Source organism: Streptomyces sp. AA1529, from assembly GCF_000280905.1.
Classification (GTDB): Bacteria; Actinomycetota; Actinomycetes; order Streptomycetales; family Streptomycetaceae; genus Streptomyces.
Genome location: NZ_ALAP01000054.1, coordinates 63606 through 84553, shown reverse-complemented (window position 1 = coordinate 84553; position 20948 = coordinate 63606). Strand labels below are relative to the sequence as shown.

Annotated in this window: 13 protein-coding genes; 7 read left to right on the top strand and 6 right to left on the bottom strand. The window is 72.6% G+C overall.

All coding sequences use genetic code 11. The annotated features are described in order from the left end of the window. Positions 1-76: 76 nt before the first annotated feature. On the bottom strand, positions 77-3871 hold the full coding sequence (locus A949_RS33670) for an ABC transporter transmembrane domain-containing protein (RefSeq protein WP_019357100.1): 3795 nt from the start codon (positions 3869-3871) through the stop codon (positions 77-79). Positions 3872-4456: 585 nt separating this feature from the next. Next, a complete protein-coding gene (speB, locus tag A949_RS0116385) occupies positions 4457-5449 on the bottom strand; it encodes an agmatinase (protein ID WP_019357099.1) in 993 nt (330 codons plus the stop codon). A 112-nt stretch (positions 5450-5561) separates the two neighbouring features. On the opposite strand from speB, the gene A949_RS0116380 reads away from it, so the two are divergent. Beyond that, entirely contained in the window at positions 5562-6386 is an 825-nt protein-coding gene (locus tag A949_RS0116380) for a phosphatase (protein ID WP_019357098.1), read from the top strand. On the opposite strand, the gene tesB is transcribed toward A949_RS0116380, so the two are convergent. The 3 genes from tesB to A949_RS33665 all read right to left on the bottom strand — a co-directional run bounded on the left by tesB (position 6353) and on the right by A949_RS33665 (position 9373). Beyond that, positions 6353-7300: an acyl-CoA thioesterase II gene (gene tesB, locus A949_RS0116375; protein ID WP_019357097.1), complete on the bottom strand. Its 948-nt coding sequence runs from the start codon at positions 7298-7300 to the stop codon at positions 6353-6355. The two genes, A949_RS0116380 and tesB, sit on opposite strands and share 34 nt — an antisense overlap. Before the next feature lie 43 nt (positions 7301-7343). After that, on the bottom strand, positions 7344-8501 hold the full coding sequence (locus A949_RS0116370; protein WP_019357096.1) for an acyl-CoA dehydrogenase family protein: 1158 nt from the start codon (positions 8499-8501) through the stop codon (positions 7344-7346). Positions 8502-8665: 164 nt separating this feature from the next. After that, on the bottom strand, positions 8666-9373 hold the full coding sequence (locus A949_RS33665) for an SACE_7040 family transcriptional regulator (protein ID WP_078565454.1): 708 nt from the start codon (positions 9371-9373) through the stop codon (positions 8666-8668). Positions 9374-9565: 192 nt separating this feature from the next. On the opposite strand from A949_RS33665, the gene A949_RS0116360 reads away from it, so the two are divergent. From A949_RS0116360 to A949_RS0116345, 4 genes are all read left to right on the top strand, one after another. Then, positions 9566-11242 carry a carboxyl transferase domain-containing protein gene (locus tag A949_RS0116360; RefSeq protein WP_051019518.1) on the top strand — a complete coding sequence of 559 codons (1677 nt, stop codon included), beginning with the start codon at positions 9566-9568 and terminating at the stop codon, positions 11240-11242. Positions 11243-11360: 118 nt separating this feature from the next. Continuing rightward, entirely contained in the window at positions 11361-13544 is a 2184-nt protein-coding gene (locus tag A949_RS0116355) for an ATP-binding protein (RefSeq protein WP_019357093.1), read from the top strand. 98 nt (positions 13545-13642) lie between these two features. Beyond that, positions 13643-14668 carry a hydroxymethylglutaryl-CoA lyase gene (locus A949_RS0116350; protein ID WP_037706582.1) on the top strand — a complete coding sequence of 342 codons (1026 nt, stop codon included), beginning with the start codon at positions 13643-13645 and terminating at the stop codon, positions 14666-14668. Between the two features lie 2 nt (positions 14669-14670). After that, entirely contained in the window at positions 14671-15837 is a 1167-nt protein-coding gene (locus A949_RS0116345) for an acyl-CoA dehydrogenase family protein (protein WP_019357091.1), read from the top strand. An 823-nt stretch (positions 15838-16660) separates the two neighbouring features. On the opposite strand, the gene A949_RS0116340 is transcribed toward A949_RS0116345, so the two are convergent. Next, positions 16661-18361 carry a beta-N-acetylhexosaminidase gene (locus A949_RS0116340; protein ID WP_019357090.1) on the bottom strand — a complete coding sequence of 567 codons (1701 nt, stop codon included), beginning with the start codon at positions 18359-18361 and terminating at the stop codon, positions 16661-16663. 224 nt (positions 18362-18585) lie between these two features. Here A949_RS0116340 and A949_RS0116335 point away from each other — a divergent pair, with 224 nt between their 5' ends. Together A949_RS0116335 and glmS are read left to right on the top strand one after the other, a co-directional pair. After that, positions 18586-18864: a hypothetical protein gene (locus A949_RS0116335; RefSeq protein WP_019357089.1), complete on the top strand. Its 279-nt coding sequence runs from the start codon at positions 18586-18588 to the stop codon at positions 18862-18864. Between the two features lie 67 nt (positions 18865-18931). Next, positions 18932-20758, top strand: coding sequence for a glutamine--fructose-6-phosphate transaminase (isomerizing) (gene glmS, locus A949_RS0116330; protein ID WP_019357088.1), 1827 nt, complete (start codon positions 18932-18934; stop codon positions 20756-20758). The last annotated feature ends 190 nt before the right edge of the window (positions 20759-20948 follow it).

The following is a 20948-nucleotide window of genomic DNA, read 5'->3' as shown; positions in this document are numbered from 1 at the left end:
CCGGCACCCCGTACCGGGCCGGGCGAGCGGCGCCCACCCGGCCCCGCGGCGCCCCGACCGCGGCTGGCAGGCGGGTTCACACCACCGCGTGCTCGGAGCCGCCCGCCGTCTCCCCGGCGAAGGTCCGCCACAGCTCCGCGTAGCGCCCGCCGAGCGCCACCAGCTCCTCATGGGTGCCGTCCTCGGCGATCCGCCCCTGGTCGAGGACGATCACGCGGTCGGCGCGCGCGGCCGTCGTCAGCCGGTGCGCCACCACCAGGGTGGTCCGTTCCCCGGCCAGCCGGTCGGTGGCCTGGTTGACCAGCGCCTCGGTCGCCAGGTCGAGCGCCGCCGTCGCCTCGTCCAGCAGCAGGATCGCGGGGTCCACCAGTTCGGCCCGGGCCAGCGCGATCAGCTGCCGCTGCCCGGCCGAGAGGTTGCGGCCCCGCTCGTCCACCTCGTGCAGATACCCGCCCGACAGGGAGGCGATCATGTCGTGCGCACCGACCCCCCGGGCCGCCGCCTCCACCTCCGCGTCCGTCGCGTCCATCCGCCCGTAGGCGATGGCGTCCCGCACGGTCCCGGGGAAGAGGTAGGGCTCCTGGGGCACCACGCCGATCCGGTGCCGGTAGCCGGTCAGGTCGATGCCGCGCAGATCCGCACCGTCCGCCAGGACGGCGCCGCGGGTCGGGTCGTAGAACCGTGCGACCAGCTTGACCAGGGTGGACTTGCCCGCACCGGTCTCGCCGACGAAGGCGACCGTCTGCCCGGCCGGAATGGTCAGCCGGATGTCCGAGAGCGCCGCCTGCTCCCCCGGCGCACCGGCGGGGTCCTCGGTGGCGTAGTGGAAGTGCACGTCCCGGAACTCGATCCCGCCGCGCAGTGCGGCCACCTCCCGCGGCGAGGCGGCGGCGGGCGTGCTGCTCTCCTCGCGCAGCAGCTCCTGGATGCGGCGCAGCGAGACGGCTGCCTGCTGATAGCCGTCGAAGACCTGCGAGAGCTGCTGCACCGGCGCGAAGAACAGCTCGATGTAGAGCAGGTAGGCCACCAGGGCCCCGGCCGTCAGCGTGTCGTCCTCGATCCGCCCGGCACCCACGACGAGTACCGCGGCGGTCGCCATGGCGGCCAGGAGCTGCACGAAGGGGAAGTAGACCGAGATCAGCCACTGGCCGCGCACCCGGGCCCGGCGGTAGCCGTCGCTGCGGCGTGCGAACTGTTCGGCGCCGCGCTCCTCGCCGCGGAACGCCTGCACCATCCGCAGCCCGGCGACCGACTCCTGCAGGTCGGCGTTGACCACGCTGACCCGCTCCCGGGCCAGTTCGTACGCCTTGACGCTCTGCCTGCGGAAGAAATAGGTGCCGACGACCAGCAGCGGCAGCGTCGCGAAGACCACCAGCGCCAGTTGGACGTCGAGCACCAGCAGCGCGCCGAGGATGCCCAGGAAGGTGAAGAGCGACACGACAGCGGTGACCAGCCCGGTCTGCAGGAACGTGGAGAGCGCGTCGACGTCGGTCGTCATCCGGGTCATCACGGCGCCCGCCTGGTGCCGTTCGTAGTAGTCGAGGCCCAGCCGCTGCAGTTGCGCGAAAATCTTCACCCGCAGGGCGTAGAGCACCCGCTCGCCGGTGCGTCCGGTCAGCAGCAGCGAGCCGGTCTGGGCGGCCCACTGCGCGACGACCACGGCCAGCGCCAGCCCGGCGGCGAACCAGACCGCGCCCAGCGCGCCCTTCTCCACCCCGTCGTCGATGCCGTGCCGGATCAGCACGGGCAGCACCAGCCCGAACCCGGCGTCCAGCGCGGCGAAGACCAGGGCGACCAGCAGGGCGGCGCCGAAGCCGCGCAGCAGGCGACGCAGTCCGTAGGAGTCCTCACGCCGCTCGGCGCGCTCCTCGTCCACCTCGGGCAGGTCGTCGGCCGGGGGCAGCGCGGCCACTCTGGCGAGCAGTTCGGGGCTGCCGGGCAGGCCCGCCAGTTCGGTGCCGAAGGCCCCGGGCCGGCCGGCCTGCGCGGCGGCGGTTCCGCTGCCGCCGCCCGGCAGAGCGCCGTCGCTTCCCGGCTCCTGCTCGCGCACCCACAGCTCGGGGGTCACCCCGTCGACGGTGTCGTGCGCGTCGTGCACGGCCATTCCGGCCGGGTCGCGCTCCACGTCACCGAGTTCGTCCGGGTCGGTCAGCAGCCGCCGGTAGAGGGCGCAGCGCCCGACCAGTTCCTCGTGGGTGCCGATGTCGGCCAGCCGGCCGCCGTCCAGCACCGCGATCCGGTCGGCCAGCGCCAGGGTGGACTGCCGGTGGGCGATCAGCAGGGTGGTGCGGCCGGCCATCACCTCGCGCAGCGCCTCGTGGATCTCGTGCTCCACGCGCGCGTCCACGGCCGAGGTGGCGTCGTCCAGGAGCAGCAGCCGCGGGTCGGTGAGCAGGGCGCGGGCGAGGGCGATGCGCTGCCGCTGGCCGCCGGAGAGGGTCAGCCCCTGTTCGCCGACGGTGGTCTCGTAGCCGTCCGGCAGCTCCTGGACGAACCGGTCGGCCTGGGCGGCCCGGGCTGCGGCGCGGATCTCCTCGTCGGTGGCGTCGGGGGCGCCGTAGGCGATGTTCTCCCGGAGGGAGGAGGAGAACAGGAAGGGGTTCTCGGGGACGAGCCCGATGGCGGAGCGCAGCGAGTCCAGGGTCAGCTCGCGCACGTCCTGCCCGCCCACGCGCACCGCGCCGCCGGTCACGTCGTAGTAGCGCGGCAGCAGCATGGAGACGGTGGACTTGCCGCTGCCGCTGGCCCCCACCAGCGCGACCGTCTCGCCGGGTGCGATGCGCAGGCTGAAGCCGTCCAGCACGGGGGTGTCCGCCGCGTAACCGAAGCTGACGTCCTCGAACTCCACGGAGGCGTCCGCGGACGCGGGCAGGTCGCGGGCGTGCGGGCTCTCGGCCATCTGCGGTTCGGTGTCGATCAGGTCGTAGACCCGCTCGACGCCGGCCCTGGCCTGCTGGCCGACGGTGAGCATCATGGCCAGCATCCGGACCGGGCCGACCAGCTGGGCCAGGTAGGTGGAGAAGGCGACGAAGGTGCCCAGTGTGATCTCGCCGCGGGTGGCCATCCAGCCGCCGAGCGCGAGCATGGCGACCTGGCCGAGCGAGGGTACGGCCTGCAGAGCGGGGGTGTAGCGCGCGTTGAGGCGCACCGTGCGCAGCCGGCCCGCGAACAGCTTCCGGCTGACGGCCCGGAGCTTCCCGGTCTCCTGCGCCTCCTGGCCGAAGCCCTTGACCACGCGGACGCCGCTGACCGAGCCGTCCACCACCGAGGCGACCGCCCCGGCCTGCTGCTGCGCGTACCAGGTGGCGGGGAAGAGCCGCTTGCGGCTCAGGTCGGCGACCCACCACAGCAGCGGGAAGACCGCGATCGACACCAGGGTCAGCAAGGGGGAGAGGACGAGCATCACGACGAGCGCCACCAGGAACAGCAGCACGTTGCCGATCATCATCGGCAGCATGAACAGCAGGCTCTGGACGAGCTGGAGGTCGCTGGTGCCGCGGCCGACCACCTGGCCGGTGGACAGCTCGTCCTGGCTGCGGCCGTCCAGCCGGACGATCGAGCGGTACATCTCGGTGCGCAGGTCGTGCTGGACGTCCAGCGCGAGCCGTCCGCCGTAGTAGCGGCGGACGTAGGTCAGTACGTAGATGACGGCTGCCGCGGCGACGAGCAGTCCGATCCAGGCCCACAGGCCGTCCTGGCCGCCGACCACCACGTCATCGATGATGACCTTGGTCAGCAGCGGGACGAGCGCCATGACGGCCATGCCGCCGAGCGAGGCGCCCAGCGCGAGCACCACCGCGCGCCTGTACCGCCAGCAGTACCCGGCCAGCCGCCGGGCCCAGCCCGGCGTACCCGCACTCTCCTCCGTCACCGCGTCCCCAGTCCCTTCACGTCGGCCTGACCGTTCCTGCCGAGTGCCCAACATCGGGAGAGCGGGCTTTCATTCCGGACCGGGCCGGAGCGGGTGCGGGAACAGGGTGCCGGAGGGGGACGAAAGGACCCGGAAAGGGACGAAGGGGGTAAGGGGGGATGAAAGGGGCTGAGAGGGACGAAGAGTGGCCGAAGGCGGCCAGGCGAGCACGTGGCTCCACCGTGGCCGCCCCGGCCACCGACGGCGCGTCCCTGGGTGCGTGCGGGCCGGCACCCCCCACGAGGCCGACTCCGCGACCGCTCCGCGCCGTCTTCCCGCGGGATCGCTTGTGCAGTCTGTCGACAACTTCCACGAAATGCACATCGACCGATCAAATTCAGTAACGTCCCGTATTAAATCAGTGGCGCTCCGTGATTGAGCGGATGATTTCCGGCACCCCGTCAAGCCCCCGCCGACCTGGGCCGTTCGGTGTCCCGAACGGGGGCGGTCCGCCCGCCGGGCGCGGGGACCGTCCGCACACGTACGAAGCGCCGGAGGGGCCGCGCCCGCAACACGGCCGGAACCCACTCATCCGGGACGCTTCCGTCAGCCGCGAGCGGCCGCGATCTGCCGCGTCATCAGCGTCGTCAGCTCGTACGCCGTGTGGGAAGCCGCGACCGACGTGATCTCCGCGTGGTCGTAGGCGGGCGCGACCTCCACCAGGTCGGCCGAGACGAGATGGCAGCCGGACAGCCCGCGCAGGATCTCCAGCAGCTCCCGCGAGGTGATCCCACCCGCCTCCGGCGTACCCGTACCCGGGGCGTGCGCCGGATCGAGCACGTCGATGTCCACCGACACGTACAGCGGACGGGAGCCGATGCGCTGCCGGAGCTGGTCGGTCACCTCGTCCACCCCGCGCCGCATCACGTCCGCCGAGGTGACGATGCCGAAGCCCATCTTCGCGTCGTCGTCCAGGTCGCGCTTCCCGTACAGCGGCCCCCTGGTGCCCACGTGGGAGAGCGCCGAGGTGTCCAGCAGCCCCTCCTCGGCCGCCCGCCGGAAGGGGGTGCCGTGCGTGTAGGCGGCGCCGAAGTAGGTGTCCCAGGTGTCCAGGTGCGCGTCGAAGTGCAGCAGCGCGACGGGGCCGTGCTTGCGCGCCATCGCCCGCAGCAGCGGCAGGGCGACGGTGTGGTCGCCGCCGAGCGTCATCAGCCGGGCGCCGGAGTCCAGCAGGGAGCCGGCCGCCTCCTCCACCGTCTCGACGGCCTCGCCGATGTCGAACGGGTTGACGGCGATGTCCCCGGCGTCCGCGACCTGTGCCAGCGCGAACGGCGAGGCGTCCTGCGCCGGGTTGTAGGGCCGCAGCAGCCGGGACGCCTCCCGGATCGCGTTGCCGCCGAAGCGGGCGCCCGGCCGGTAGGAGACACCGGTGTCGAAGGGGACGCCGACCACGGCGACGTCGGCGCGGCCGCCCGTCTCGTCGATCCGCGGCAGCCGGGCGAAGGTCGCCGGACCGGCGTAGCGGGGCACCCGCGAGGAGTCGACGGGGCCGCGGGGGGTCGGAGCGCTCTCGGAAGTGGGTATGTCGCTGCTGGTCATACCGTCGAGCCTAGGCGGAATACCTCCGTCCGCCGTTGGACGGTCCGCAGGAGCGTACCCCGCCTTTTGGACACTCCGTCCATCGAGCGACAGTACGAGCCACAATGGGTACATGTCGCAGCCGCTCTCGCCCGTGCCCCTGGCCCTGCCGCTCCCGCCGGCGCCCTCCCGTGCCGAGCTGACCAGCCACCTGGTGCGCGCCCGGATCGCGGGGGACGTCGCCACGCCGCGGGAGAACAACCTCTCCCACTACCGCAAGCTCGCCAACGGCGACCGGCACTACTGGCTCGGCCTGGAGCTGGGCGAACGCTGGGCGGACGAGCAGGACGTCCTCGCGGTGATGGCCGAACGCTGCGGCGTCAACGACGACCCGGACTACCGCAGCGGCCAGGACACCATCGACCCGGAGCTGACCGTGGCGGCCCTGGACCGGGCCGCCGCCGAACTCCGCAAGGCGGCGGAGGCACGCGCCCGGGTGCTGTTCGCCACCGGGCACCCCGGCGCGCTGCTGGACATGCACGGCACCCTCGCCACCGCGCTGCGCTCCGCCGGCTGCGACATCGTCCGCACCCCGCTGCGGGTCTTCGCCGACGAGGGCGTCATCGTCCAGTTCCAGGGCGTCGCCGTCTACGAGCGGGGCGCCTCCCTGTGGCACACGCACTCCCCCCAGCCGATGGCGGGCGTGCTGCTGGGCCTGGAGCAGGCCGGCGAACCGCTGCCCGACCTGGTCGTGGCCGACCACGGCTGGGCCGGCCGGGCCGCACAGCAGGGGCTGACCACCGTCGGATTCGCCGACTGCAACGACCCCGCGCTCTTCCTGGGCGAGGCGGAGGGCACGCTGGAGGTCGCCGTGCCCCTGGACGACCACGTGGTCGACCCGCGCTACTACGAGCCGATGACCGCCTACCTGCTGTCCGCCGCGGGGCTCGCGGGCTGATCCGCCGCGCCACCCGGCGCCTCCGCACGCCGCTCCCGGGGAACCCGGACGACCCCCTCCTGGATCACGGAGACGACCAGCCGCCCGTCCCGGGTGAAGATCCGCCCCTTGCCGAGCCCCCGGCCGCCCTGCGCCGTGGGCGACTCCTGGTCGTAGAGCAGCCACTCGTCCGCGCGGAACGGGCGGTGGAACCACATCGCGTGGTCCAGGGAGGCCCCGACCACGTCACCGACGGCCCAGCCGCCCCGGCCGTGCGCGAGCAGCACGGAGTCCAGCAGCGTCATGTCCGAGACATAGGTCGCCAGGCAGATGTGCAGCATCGGGTCGTCCAGCTCGCCGTCCAGCTTCCCGTTGGTGCGGAACCACACCTGGGAGCGCGGCTCGCTGCGGCTGCCGACCCGGGCGAACGGCGGCTCCTCGACATACCGCAGATCCACCGCGGCCCGCGCCCGCAGCAGGCGCTCGGGCACCTGCGGGTCGACGAACAGCTCCCGGTGGCGCGGCATCGTCTCCTCCGCGGTCGGCAGCGTCTCCGGATCGGGCGCCGGGGGCATCGGCTCCTGGTGCTCCATCCCCTCCTCGTGCGTCTGGAACGAGGCGGACAGATGGAAGATCGGCTGCCCGTGCTGCACCGCCACCACCCGGCGCGTGGTGAAGGACCGGCCGTCGCGTATCCGGTCCACGGTGTAGACGATGTGCGCCCCGGGGTCCCCCGGACGCAGGAAGTACGCGTGCAGGGAGTGCGGCAGCCGCCCGGCCGGGACGGTGCGGCAGGCGGCGACCAGCGCCTGCGCCGCGACCTGTCCGCCGAAGACCCGGGGCACCAGGGAGGCGCGGCTGCCACCCCGGAAGATGTCCTGCTCGATCCGCTCCAGGTCGAGCAGATCGAGCAGGTCGGTCAGTTCCTGGCTCATGTCGCCGCGGCCGCCCGGTGGTGCCGCGTCGGCGCCGGGCCGCTCACAGGCCCATCGACTTCGCGACGATGGAGCGCATGACCTCGCTGGTGCCGCCGTAGATGCGCGAGACGCGGGTGTCCGCGTACAGGTTGGCGATCGGGTACTCCAGCATGTAGCCGTACCCGCCGTGCAACTGGAGGCACTTGTCGATGACCCGGGCCGCGGTCTCGGTGGTGAACAGCTTGGCCGAGGCCGCGTCCGCGGGGGTCAGCTCACCGGCGTCCAGCGCCTCCAGCGCGCGGTCCACGACGGCCTGCATCGCGTCCACGTCGGACTTGCAGTCGGCGAGCACGAACTTGGTGTTCTGGAAGGAGGCCACCTCCTTGCCGAAGACCGTCCGCTCCTTGACGTACTCGTGGGCGAAGCGCACCGCCGCCGCCGACATCGCGTAGGCGCCCAGCGCAATGCCCAGCCGCTCCTGGGGCAGGTTGTGGGTGAGGTAGGAGAACGCCTTGCCCTCCTCGCCCAGCAGGTCCTCGACCGGCACCTTGACGTCGGTGAAGGACAGCTCGGCGGTGTCGGAGGAGCGCAGCCCGAGCTTCTCCAGCTTGCGGCCGACCGCGTAGCCCTCGCTCCTGGCGTCCACCACCAGGATGGAGATGCCGCCGCGCCGGTCGGCCGGGTCCGGAGCCGCGGTGCGGGCGCAGACCAGCACCCGGTCGGCCTGGACACCGCCGGTGATGAAGGTCTTGGCGCCGTTGAGGATGTAGTGCGTGCCGTCCTCGGACAGCTTGGCGGTGGTCTTCATCCCCGCCAGGTCGGAACCGGTGCCCGGCTCGGTCATGGCGATCGCGGTCATCATCTCGCCGGAGACGAAGGCCGGGAGCCAGCGCTTCTTCTGCTCCTCGGAGCCGTACTTGAGCAGGTAGGGGAGGCAGAGCGCGGTGTGCACGCTGGAGCCGCCGAAGCTGACCCCGGCGCGGGCGCACTCCTCGGTGATCACCGCGTTGTACTTGAAGCTCGTCTCCCCCGCGCCGCCGTACTCCTCGGGGACCTCGATGCCGAAGACGCCCAGCTCGCCGAGCTTCTTGTAGAAGTCCTTGGGGACATAGCCCTGCTCGGCCCACTGCGGGTAATGGGGCACGACCTCCGCCGCGATGAAGTCGCGGATCGTCCGGCGGAACGCTTCGTGGTCCTCGTTGAACACCGTGCGGCGCACAGCACGCCTCCTCGTCACCTCGGCATGGCTAAGCGCTTGCTCAGCCTACACATGTCAAAGCTACCGAGCAGTCACCTCGGCTGTCCAGGGCGAACCGGCCCCGGCGCGTGCCGGCGACCCGCCACACCCCCCGACGGGAGACACCGCTGCGACGCGCCCGCCCGTCAGACCGGGGCACCCGGCGCCGGGGCGCCCGGCCCCTCACCGTGCCCGGCGGCCGGGTACTCGGCCCGCACCGCGGAGCCGCCGCCCGGCCCCTCCGGCGGGGGCGCCGCGGACGAGAGCGCGCCGCGGGCCAGGCGGTGCAGCAGCGCCGCCGTCGTCTCCCGGTCCGGCAGCGCCGAGGGACCGCTCAGGTGCGGCGTCGAGTTCAGCAGCCCGAAGACGGTGTGCACCGAGACCCGGGCCTCCAGCTCGGTCAGCCCCGGGTACAGCGCACGGACGGCCGAGACCCACAGCTCGACGTACTGCCGCTGGAGCTTGCGCACCTGCTTGCGATCGGCCTCCCGCAGCCGGTCCAGCTCCCGGTCGTGCAGGGTGATCAGCTCGCGGTCGTCCAGCGCGAAGTCGATGTGCCCCTCGATCAGCGCGTCCAGCGCGGCACCCGGCGGCAGATCCGCCGCCGCCGACTCCTCGGCACGGCGCCGCCCCCCGTCGTAGAGCCGCCGGCTGATCCCGACCAGCAGCTCGGCCAGCATCGCGTCCTTGCCCGCGAAGTGGCGGTAGAGACCGGGGCCGCTGATGCCGACCGCCGCCCCTATCTCGTCGACGCCCACCCCGTGGAAGCCGCGCTCGGCGAAGAGCCGTGCGGCCTCCCGCAGGATCTGCTCCCGTCGGCTGGGTGCGGCCGTGCCTGCCGTCTTCGTGCTCATGCGGACCATTCTAGACAGCCGCGTTAGTCAGCGTTAACCTTGAGGCGTCGAGTTAACGCTGACTAACCGCGTTCGCCGACCGTGCTGCCCGCGGTGATCGCGGCAGCGGTGTCGGCCCGTGGTGCGCCGCGCCGGACATGAGGTGGTGCGGCGGGAAGGGCGAGGTGCCGTGCGAGCGAGGGGGCCGGTCGGATGAACGAGCGAACAGTGCGGGACGTGAGCGGGCACGGGCCCGCGGCGCCGCGCCTGAGCAGCACCCTCGACCCCGGCTCGGACGCCGCCGCGGAGAACCGCAGAGCCCATCGCGAGCTGGCCGGACAGCTCCGGGAGAAACTCGCGCGCGCCCGGCTCGGCGGCGGTGCCCGGGCACGCGAACGGCACACGGCACGGGGAAAGCTGCTGCCGCGGGAGCGCGTGGACGCGCTGCTGGACCCCGGCTCCCCCTTCCTGGAGATCGCGCCGCTGGCGGCCGACGGGATGTACGACGACGCGGCACCCGCCGCCGGGGTGATCGCGGGGATCGGCCGGGTCGCCGGCCGCGAGGTGGTCGTCGTCGCCAACGACGCCACCGTCAAGGGCGGCACCTACTACCCCATGACGGTCAAGAAGCACCTGCGTGCGCAGGAGATCGCGCTGGAGAACCGGCTGCCGTGCCTCTGTCTGGTCGACTCCGGCGGCGCGTTCCTGCCGATGCAGGACGACGTCTTCCCCGACCGGGACCACTTCGGCCGGATCTTCTACAACCAGGCCCGGATGTCCGCCGCCGGTGTCCCGCAGATCGCCGCGGTCCTCGGCTCCTGCACCGCGGGCGGCGCCTACGTCCCCGCGATGAGCGACGAGGCGGTGATCGTGCGCGGACAGGGCACGATCTTCCTCGGCGGGCCACCACTGGTGAAGGCGGCGACCGGTGAGGTCGTGACGGCCGAGGAACTGGGCGGCGGCGAGACCCACTCCCGGATCTCCGGAGTCACCGACCATCTGGCGGAGGACGACGCGCACGCGCTGCGCATCGTCCGCCACATCGTCGCCACCCTCCCCGCGCCCCCCGCCGCCGCGGCCCTGCCCTGGAGCGTGCGCCCCGCCGAGGAACCGGCCCTGGACCCGGCCGGGCTCTACGACGCGGTCCCCGCCGACTCCCGCACCCCCTACGACGTACGCGAGGTCATCGCCCGCGTGGTGGACGGCTCGCGGTTCCAGGAGTTCAAGGCGGAGTACGGCACCACCCTGGTCACCGGCTTCGCCCACGTACACGGCCACCCGGTCGGTGTGGTCGCCAACAACGGCATCCTCTTCTCCGAGTCGGCCCAGAAGGGCGCCCACTTCATCGAGCTGTGCGACCAGCGCGGCATCCCGCTGCTCTTCCTGCAGAACATCTCCGGCTTCATGGTCGGCAAGGACTACGAGGCGGGCGGCATCGCCAAGCACGGCGCCAAAATGGTCACCGCGGTGGCCTGCGCCCGGGTGCCGAAGCTGACGGTCGTGATCGGCGGCTCCTACGGCGCCGGCAACTACTCGATGTGCGGCCGGGCCTACAGCCCGCGCTTCCTGTGGATGTGGCCGAACGCCAAGATCTCCGTGATGGGCGGGGAGCAGGCCGCCTCGGTGCTGGCCACCGTCAAGCGGGACCAGTTGGAGGCCCGCGGCGAGGAGTGGAGCCCCGAGGAGGAAGAGGAGTTCCGCGCACCGGTCCGCGCGCAGTACGAATCCCAGGGCAACGCCTACTACGCCACGGCACGGCTGTGGGACGACGGGGTGATCGACCCTCTGGAGACCCGCCAGGTGCTGGGGCTGGCCCTGACCGCCTGCGCCAACGCCCCGCTGCCCGGACGCGATCCGGAGGCGCCCCGCTTCGGCGTCTTCCGGATGTGAGGGGCCGGACGTGACACAGCCGAACGCGAAGGGGACCGCGGACGCGGCCGGAAGCACGACCGGGGCGGACCGCCCCGGGACCGGGAGCCACGGGGTCGTGAGGACGAGGAGAGGGCCGATGTTCGACACGGTGCTGGTCGCCAACCGCGGCGAGATCGCGGTGCGGGTGATCCGTACGCTGCGCAGGCTCGGCATCCGCTCCGTCGCGGTGCACAGCGACGCGGACGCCGACGCCCGCCATGTGCGCGAGGCCGACACGGCCGTGCGGATCGGCCCCGCGGCGGCGGTCCACAGCTATCTGAGCGCGGACCGGCTGCTGGAGGCGGCCCGCCGCAGCGGCGCGCAGGCCGTCCATCCGGGGTACGGCTTCCTCGCCGAGAACGCCGCGTTCGCCCAGCGCTGCACCGAGGCCGGTCTCGTCTTCATCGGTCCGCCCGCGGAGGCCATCGAGCTGATGGGCGACAAGATCCGCGCCAAGGAGACGGTGTCCGCGGCGGACGTGCCGGTGGTCCCCGGCTCCTCGGGCACCGGGCTGACCGACACCGAACTGGCCGCCTCCGCCCGGCAGACGGGTCTGCCGGTGCTGCTCAAGCCCTCGGCGGGCGGCGGCGGCAAGGGCATGCGGCTGGTGCGGGACGAGGCGGCGCTGCCCGACGAGATCGCCGCGGCGCGGCGCGAGGCCAAGGGCGCCTTCGGCGACGACGGGCTGCTCGTCGAGCGGTGGGTCGACCGGCCGCGGCACATCGAGATCCAGGTGCTGGCGGACGGCCACGGCAACGTCCTGCACCTGGGAGAGCGCGAGTGCTCGCTGCAGCGCCGCCACCAGAAGATCATCGAGGAGGCGCCCAGCCCGCTGCTCGACGCGGCGACGCGCGAGGCGATGGGGCAGGCGGCGGTGAACGCGGCCCGCTCGTGCGGCTACCGGGGCGCGGGCACGGTCGAGTTCATCGTGCCGGGCGACGGCTCCGGGTCCTACTACTTCATGGAGATGAACACCCGGCTCCAGGTGGAGCACCCGGTCACCGAACTGATCACCGGGCTGGACCTGGTGGAGTGGCAGGTGCGGGTGGCCGCCGGGGAGCCGCTGCCCTTCCGGCAGGCGGAGATCGCCCTCGACGGGCACGCGGTGGAGGCCCGGATCTGCGCGGAGACGGCGCGACGCACGCCCGGCTCCGAGGACGGGCACGTGGACTTCCTGCCCTCGGCCGGCCGGGTGCTGCTGCTGGAGGAGCCACAGGGCGAAGGAGTGCGCACCGACTCCGGGCTCACCGAGGGCACCGAAGTGGGCACGACCTACGACCCGATGCTCTCCAAGGTCATCGCCTGGGGCCCCGACCGGGCCGCCGCGCTGCGCGGGCTGCGCGCGGCGCTCGCCCGCACGACGGTGCTCGGAGTGGACACCAACACGGCGTTCCTGCGTGCCCTGCTCGGTCACCCCGAGGTCGCCTCCGGCCAGCTGGACACCGGCCTGGTGGATCGCGTGGCGGCCGAACTGCTGCCCGAGAGCGTGCCCGACGAGGTGTACGGCGCGGCAGCCCTGCTGCGGCAGGCGGAGCTGACTCCGGAGACCGGCACGGCACAGACCTCCGGCGGCCCGCCGCAGCCCGCGGCGGCCGCTCCGGCGACCGGCGGCTGGATCAGCCCGTTCTCGATGCCGTCCGGGTGGCGGCTCGGCGGGCAGCGGGCCTGGACGGTGCACTCGCTGCGGGTACCGGGCCGCGACCCCGTGGCGGTCCGGGTCCGGCCCACCGCGCCGGACGGCAGGCGCCCCGAGGAACTCCCGGCCCCGGGCGAGATGGAGGTCAGCGTCGACGGCGCCACCCCGGTGCGGGCACGACTGGCCCCCGGCACCGGGCCCGGCGGCCCGACCGTCCGGCTCGACTGGGACGGCATGAGCCGCACCCTCAGCCGCGTCCGCTGCGGGGACGGTGACGCCCCGGGCGTATGGCTGGGCAGGGACGGCGAGGCCTGGCAGGTGCGCGACCACGACCCGGTGGCGGACGCGCTGCGGCGGGCCGGTGGCGCACACGGCGCCGACGCGCTGACCGCGCCCATGCCGGGCACCGTCACGGTGGTCAAGGCGGCCGTCGGCGACGAGGTCGCCGCGGGCCAGAGCCTGCTGGTGGTGGAGGCCATGAAGATGGAACACGTGATCACGGCACCGCACGCGGGCCGGGTGGCCGAACTGGAGGTCACGGCGGGCAGCACCGTGGCGATGGACCAGGTGCTCGCGGTCGTGGACCCGGCCGCCGGCGACGCACCGGAGGCCGGCGCGGAAGCGGCGACGGAGGTGCCGGGATGACGGACGCGACGCACTCCTCGGAACCCACCGCTCCGGGGCGCCCCGCGGCTCCGGCCGCCGGCCCTGCGGAAGGCGGCGGCACCCCGGGTGAGCTGCCGATGGTCTTCCCCCTGGAGGGGCTGCCCTCCCGGGTGCGGATCCACGAGGTGGGGCCGCGGGACGGGCTGCAGAACGAGTCGGCGCTCGTCCCCGTCGAGGTGAAGGCGGAGTTCATCCGGCGGCTGGCCGCGGCCGGGCTGCGCACCGTGGAGGCCACCAGCTTCGTGCACCCCAAGTGGGTCCCCCAGCTCGCCGACGCGGAGGAGCTGTATCCGCGCCTCGCGGACCTGGCAGGGGTGCGGCTGCCGGTGCTGGTGCCCAACGCGCGCGGCCTGGAGCGCGCGGCGGCGCTGGGCGCGCGGGAGGTGGCGGTGTTCGCCAGCGCCACGGAGTCGTTCGCCAAGGCCAACCTGAACCGCACGGTGGACGGCGCGCTGGAGATGTTCGAGCCGGTGGTGGCGCGCGCCAAGAGCACCGGCCTCCGCGTGCGCGGCTATCTTTCGATGTGCTTCGGCGACCCGTGGGAGGGCCCGGTCCCCGTCGACCAGGTGGTGCGGGTGTGCCGGGCGCTGGCCGGAATGGGCTGCGACGAGCTGAGCCTGGGCGACACCATCGGCGTCGCCACTCCCGGCCATGTCCACGCGCTGCTCACGGCGCTCGGTACGGCGGGGCTGCCCGCTTCGGGCGCTCCCGCCGACTCCGCTCCGCCGGGCGGCCCCACCCTCGCCGTGCACTTCCACGACACCTACGGCCAGGCCCTCTCCAACACCCTCGCGGCGCTCCAGCACGGAGTGGCCACGGTGGACGCCTCGGCCGGCGGGCTGGGCGGCTGCCCGTACGCCAAGAGCGCCACGGGCAACCTCGCCACCGAGGATCTGGTCTGGATGCTGCACGGCCTCGGTATCGAGACGGGTGTCGATCTGTCCCGGCTCACCGCCACCAGCACGTGGATGGCACAGCAGCTGGGCCGCCCCAGCCCCTCCCGAACGGTGCGCGCCCTGGCCGGCCCGGCCGCTTCCGCCGCTTCCCCCTCTTCCGCGGAGTCCCGGACGACCCCGGACTCCCCCGCCCCCAAGGAGCAGTGAGCATGGCACTCGACCACCGCCTCACCACCGAGCACGAGGAACTGCGCCGCACCGTTGAGGAGTTCGCCCACGACGTGGTCGCGCCCAAGATCGGCGAGTTCTACGAGCGGCACGAGTTCCCGTACGAGATCGTGCAGCAGATGGGTGCCATGGGCCTGTTCGGCCTGCCCTTCCCCGAGGAGTACGGCGGAATGGGCGGCGACTACCTCGCGCTCTGCCTCGCTCTGGAGGAACTGGCCCGGGTCGACTCCTCGGTGGCCATCACGCTGGAGGCGGGGGTGTCGCTGGGCGCGATGCCCGTGTACCTCTTCGGCACCGAGGAGCAGAAGCAGGAGTGGCTGCCCCGGCTGTGCGCGGGCGAGATGCTGGGCGCCTTCGGGCTGACCGAGCCCGAGTGCGGTTCGGACGCGGGCGGCACCCGCACCACCGCCGTCCTGGACGAGGAGTCCGGGGAATGGGTGATCAACGGCAGCAAGTCCTTCATCACCAACTCCGGCACGGACATAACGGGCCTGGTCACGGTGACCGCTGTCACCGGGCGCAAGGAGAACGGCGCCCCGCGCATCTCGACCGTCATCGTCCCCTCCGGCACCCCTGGGTTCTCGGTGGCGCCCGCCTACTCGAAGGTCGGCTGGAACGCGTCGGACACCCATGAGCTGTCCTTCACGGATGTGCGCGTACCCCGCGCCAATCTGCTCGGCGAGCAGGGCCGCGGCTACGCCCAGTTCCTGCGGATCCTGGACGAGGGCCGGATCGCGATCTCCGCACTGGCCACCGGGCTCGCCCAAGGCTGTGTCGACGAGTCGGTCCGCTACGCCAACACCCGTAGGGCGTTCGGCAAGCCCATCGGCGCCAACCAGGCCATCCAGTTCAAGATCGCGGACATGGAGATGCGGGCCCACACCTCACGAGTGGCCTGGCGGGACGCGGCCGCCCGGCTGCTGGCCGGCGAGCCCTTCAAGAAGGAGGCGGCGCTGGCCAAGCTGTACTCCTCCGAGAGCGCCGTCACCAACGCGCGTGAGGCCACCCAGGTCCACGGCGGCTACGGATTCATGAACGAGTACCCGGTGGCCCGCATGTGGCGGGACGCGAAGATCCTGGAGATCGGCGAAGGCACCAGCGAGGTGCAGCGCATGCTGGTGGCCCGAGAGTTGGGAGTGGGCGAGTGACCCCCGTACCCCGCGGCTGAACAGAGCCCCCGCCGCGGCCGGCCCGGCCCCCGAGGGGCGCGCGCCGGTGCTGCTTCGACCGGGGCGGGGGTTCTGGCCGTCATTCGTGGTGCCGGTTGCGGTTGCGGTTGCGGTTGCGGCGGCAGAGGTGGGCGTCCACCTGCCCGGCGAATCGCGGTGGGGCGAGAAACCGTTCGAGGTGTCGTGCGGAGCCATGACACCATGTCCGGCATGATGACGAACCGAAAGGCCCATGCCGCGTAGACGGCCAGGACACATCCGGGCCGGCATCTCCCACCGCCACCGGACACCAGACGCAAACCGCGTCATCGACGGCCTGTCCTCGCGTGCTCTGTCAGAGATCTACCGTCTCGAGCGCACCCGGAACTATCTGCAGCCAGGCGACATCAGTGCAGCCATGCGCTTGTGGAAGGACTACGTCCGTCGTCCCGAGCGTGAGCTGTGGCACGACTACGAGTGGGGCAAAGTGTACTGGTGCTGCTGCGGCAATCCTCTTGCCGCGCGTGCTCTCCTCGACACCGTGATGCAGGCCATGTCGCCTCGCGCCGCCCGCGAACTCCGGCGGATCGTCAGCAGGTTTGATGACGTATGGAACCGACCGTCACCGCCGTATGCCACGGACTGAGGGTGCACGACACGCTGAGGAGAACCGCCCCCGCGGAGAGCGCTCCCGCGACGGTCCCGCTTCCCTGCAAGGGGAAGGCTCCGCGCCCGAAGCGGGCTCCGCAGGGGTCCGGGGCCTCCGCAGGCCCGCGGCGCCGTGTGGTGACGGCGCCGCGGACCCGGTGGCGCCCGGGTGCGGTCAGTGGGGCCAGGGCACCTGCGGTGAGCGGTGGTAGTTCACTCCCATCCGCTCCCAGCGGCTGCCCTGCCGGGCCAGTCGAGTCCGGTAGCCGTCCCAGTCGTGGGTGGCGGCGGGCGACCAGCCCAGTTCGGCCAACCCTGGCAGGCGCGGGAAGGCCAGGTATTCGAGCTGTGCGCTGGTCTCGATCGTCTCCGACCACAGCGGCGCCTCGACTCCGAGGACGGCTTCCCCGGGTACTCCTTCCAGGTAGCGGGCCGGATCCCAGTCGTAGGAGCGCCGCACGGGCACGTATCCGGCCCAGGAGAGTCCCAACGGAGTGTCCTTGTCGTATTTCATGTCCAGGTAGGCCCGGTCCGCCGGGGAGAGCACCAGTTTGGTGCCCTGCCGCGCGGCCTCGGCGACCTGGCGGCGCTCCTCGGCTCCGGTCCGGTCGTAGCCCCAGTACTGGGCGACGGTGCCGGGAGCGGGTGCGGCGGTGATCTGATGCCAGCCGACGGCCTGCTTGCCGTATGCGGCGACGAGGGGCTGTACGCGCCGCATGAAGGCGACGTAGTCCTCGTGACTGGTGGAGTGCGCCTCGTCGCCGCCGATGTGGAGGTAGCGGCCGGGGGTGAGGGCCGCCAGTTCGCGGAGCACGTCGTCGACGAAGTCGTAGGTCCGTTCCAGGGACACGCACAGGGAGCTGAATCCGACCTCGGTGCCGGTGTAGCGGGGCGGCGCCTTGCCGTCGCAGTTGAGTTCGGCGTAGGAGGCGAGTGCCGCGTTGGTGTGGCCGGGCATGTCGATCTCGGGGACGACGGTCAGGTGCCGGGCCGCGGCGTAGCGCACGATCGCGCGGTAGTCGGCCTTGGTGTAGAAGCCGCCGGGCCCGCCGCCGACCTCGGTGCCGCCGCCGTAGTCGGCCAGCCGGGGCCAGGAGTCGACGGCGAGGCGCCAGCCCTGGTCGTCGGAGAGGTGCAGATGCAGGGTGTTGATCTTGTAGAGGGCGAGCTGGTCGATGTACCGCTTGACCGCCGGGACGGGGAAGAAGTGGCGGGAGACGTCCAGCATGGCGCCCCGGTAGGCGTAGCGCGGGGTGTCGGTGATGACGCCCCCGGCGAGCCGCCAGGGGCCGGGCTGCTCGGTACGGGCTTCGACGGCGGCGGGGAGGAGCTGGCGGATGGTCTGCACCCCGTGGAAGAGCCCGGCGGCGTCCCGGGCGGTGAGCCGCGCGGCGCGTGCGCCCACCTCGAGCCGGTAGCCCTCGCCGCCCAGTGCCCGGTCGCCGCCGAGCCGCAGGTGGATGCCGTCGCGCCCGGGACGGGTGGTGATCGGCAGCGGGTAGCCGGTGGCGGGCCGCAGCAGTGCGGCGAGCTGCTCGGCCACCTCCCGTGCCTCCCGTGCCTCCCGCGCGGACCCCGCCTCCCCCGCGGCGTCACCGGTGCCGCGGTCCGGCCCGCCCTGCTGCGGCCGGTTCCCGCGGCGGTCGGGCGCCCGGTCGGCCGCGGTGTGCACGCGGATCACCGTCCGCGGGGTGAGCGTGTAGGGCCTGCCCCGCTCCTGCACCGAGGCGGGTGCGGGTATCACCTGATCGAGTGGTGTGGGCCGGGCTCTGGCACGCGCGGAGGCCGCGTCGGCCGCGCCGGGGGTGGCGGGCAGTGCGGTGGCGGCGAGCAGCGAGGCGCACAGGACCAGTAACGGTGTGAGTCGTCGTCCCATCAGCGATCCCTCCGGGGTCCGCGGCGGGCCCGGGTGAACGGTCCTTCACCGGGGTGGCGCACTCTCAACGAAAGCCGTGTTCAGGACACTTCGTCATACTGACGGCCGCATGTGAAGCCGGGAAGGGATCGGTACGTACCTTTTCCGGTCCGTTTTTCGCCACGCCGTGCCCGCTATCGGGCAGATTTCTTGCGATCGAGGCGTGGAAACCGCAGTATCGACGGGTGCTCGACGCCCCGACACCGGTCCACGACGACCTCATCGACCACCTGGTCCGCACCACGCCGCTGCAGCGCGGCGAGGCGGTCCGGGTGGTGCTGGACGTCCTGTCGTACTTCGACGAGACGGCCGCCGAGTTCGTCCGCCGTCGGCACCGCGAGCTCCAGGCCAAGGGCCTGGCGAACCCGGAGATCTTCGAACGTATCGAGGCCGAGCTGCCGCACCGGGCCGTCGCGCCGCCCGAGCTGTCCCTCAGACAGCTCCGCCGCATCGTGTACGGCTGAGCGCGGAGCAGCGCCGCAGAAGCAGAGCATCCCCAACGGCACGACAGAGAGGCAGGGCATCAGCAGCATGTGCGGAATTGTCGGGTATATCGGTAAGCGTGACACCGCCCCGCTCCTGCTGGAGGGCCTCCAGCGGCTGGAGTACCGCGGCTACGACTCGGCGGGCATCGCCATCCAGACCGGTACGGGCGGCAAGGCGGGCGGACTGAAGACCGCCAAGACCAAGGGCCGGGTCCGGGACCTGGAGGAGCGCGTACCCAAGCGGTTCACCGGCAGCGCCGGGATCGCCCACACCCGCTGGGCCACCCACGGCGTGCCCAACGACGTCAACGCCCACCCGCATCTGGACCCGGCCGAGAAGGTCGCCGTCGTCCACAACGGCATCATCGACAACGCCGCCGAACTGCGCGCAAAGCTCACGGCGGAGGGCGTCACCTTCGTCTCCGACACCGACACCGAGGTGCTGGCCCACCTGATCGCCGCGGCGCAGGCCGAGCGCCTGGAGGCCCGCGTCCAGGAGGCGCTGCGCCACGTCGAGGGCACCTACGGCATCGCCGTGCTGCACGCCGACTTCCCGGACCGCATCGTGGTGGCGCGCAACGGCTCGCCCGTGGTGCTGGGCATCGGCGAGAACGAGATGTTCGTCGCCTCGGACGTCGCCGCGCTGGTCTCCCACACCCGCCAGGTGGTCACGCTGGACGACGGCGAGATGGCCACCATCAAGGCCGGCGACTACCGCACCTACACCACCGAGGGTTCCCGCACCTCCTCCTCGCCGGAGACGGTGGAGTACGCCGCCGAGTCCTACGACCTGGGCGGCCACGACACCTACATGCACAAGGAGATCGCCGAGCAGGCGGACGCGGTGGACCGGGTGCTGGCCGGGCGCATCGACGACCGGTTCGCCACCGTGCACCTCGGCGGCCTCAACCTCGACCCGCGCGAGGCCCGCGCCGTGCGCCGGGTGAAGATCCTCGGCTGCGGCACCTCGTACCACGCCGGTCTCATCGGCGCCCAGATGATCGAGGAGCTGGCCCGCATCCCCGCCGACGCGGAGCCCGCCAGCGAGTTCCGGTACCGCAACGCGGTGGTGGACCCCGACACCCTCTACATCGCCGTCTCGCAGTCCGGGGAGACCTACGACGCGCTCGCCGCCGTGCAGGAGCTCAAGCGCAAGGGCGCCCGGGTGCTCGGCGTCATCAACGTCGTCGGCTCGGCCATCGCCCGGGAGGCCGACGGCGGGGTCTACGTGCACGCCGGGCCCGAGGTCTGCGTCGTGTCCACCAAGTGCTTCACCAACACGGTGGTCGCCTTCGGACTCCTCGCGCTGCACCTGGGCCGCATCCGCGACCTGTCGGTCAAGGACGGCAAGCGCATCATCGAGGGGCTGCGCCGGCTGCCCGACCAGATCGCCGAGATCCTCAAGCAGGAGCCGGAGATCGAGAAGCTGGCGAAGCTGTACGCCGACGCCCGCTCCATGCTCTTCATCGGGCGGGTGCGCGGCTACCCCGTCGCCCTGGAGGCGTCCCTCAAGCTGAAGGAGGTCTCCTACATCCACGCCGAGGCGTACCCGGCCTCCGAGCTCAAGCACGGACCGCTGGCGCTGATCGAGCCCGCGATGCCGACGGTCGCGATCGTGCCCGAGGACGATCTGCTGGAGAAGAACCGGGCGGCACTGGAGGAGATCAAGGCACGCAGCGGCCGCATCCTGGCCGTGGCCCACCAGGAGCAGGAAAAGGCCGACCACACCATCCTGGTGCCGAAGAACGAGGACGAGCTGGACCCGATCCTGATGGGCATCCCGCTGCAGCTGCTGGCCTACCACACGGCGCTCGCCCTGGGACGGGACATCGACAAGCCCCGCAACCTGGCCAAGTCGGTCACCGTGGAGTAGGAGGGGTCCGCCGTAGGCCACCGGGTGCGGTGGCCCGGATGGGCGGGATCCCGCGCGGGCCACCATCCGCGCGGGATCCCGCCTCCCCTGTGCCGGCGTCGCCCATTACGCCGGCGGGTGGGCCACCGGACGGGACCGTCACCTCCCGCCCGGTGGCGCGCCCTCGGGTCTCGGCCACCCGTGTGCTGTC

Bases quoted from the DNA above. Each gene is read 5' to 3' on its own strand.
- A949_RS0116355 (WP_019357093.1), top strand. From the start codon at position 11,361: ATGTTCGACACGGTGCTGGTCGCCAACCGCGGCGAGATCGCGGTGCGG.
- A949_RS0116345 (WP_019357091.1), top strand. From the start codon at position 14,671: ATGGCACTCGACCACCGCCTCACCACCGAGCACGAGGAACTGCGCCGC.
- A949_RS0116350 (WP_037706582.1), top strand. From the start codon at position 13,643: ATGGTCTTCCCCCTGGAGGGGCTGCCCTCCCGGGTGCGGATCCACGAG.
- A949_RS0116340 (WP_019357090.1), bottom strand. From the start codon at position 18,361: ATGGGACGACGACTCACACCGTTACTGGTCCTGTGCGCCTCGCTGCTC.
- A949_RS0116380 (WP_019357098.1), top strand. From the start codon at position 5,562: ATGTCGCAGCCGCTCTCGCCCGTGCCCCTGGCCCTGCCGCTCCCGCCG.
- A949_RS0116360 (WP_051019518.1), top strand. From the start codon at position 9,566: ATGAACGAGCGAACAGTGCGGGACGTGAGCGGGCACGGGCCCGCGGCG.
- tesB (WP_019357097.1), bottom strand. From the start codon at position 7,300: ATGAGCCAGGAACTGACCGACCTGCTCGATCTGCTCGACCTGGAGCGG.
- A949_RS33665 (WP_078565454.1), bottom strand. From the start codon at position 9,373: ATGAGCACGAAGACGGCAGGCACGGCCGCACCCAGCCGACGGGAGCAG.
- glmS (WP_019357088.1), top strand. From the start codon at position 18,932: ATGTGCGGAATTGTCGGGTATATCGGTAAGCGTGACACCGCCCCGCTC.
- speB (WP_019357099.1), bottom strand. From the start codon at position 5,449: ATGACCAGCAGCGACATACCCACTTCCGAGAGCGCTCCGACCCCCCGC.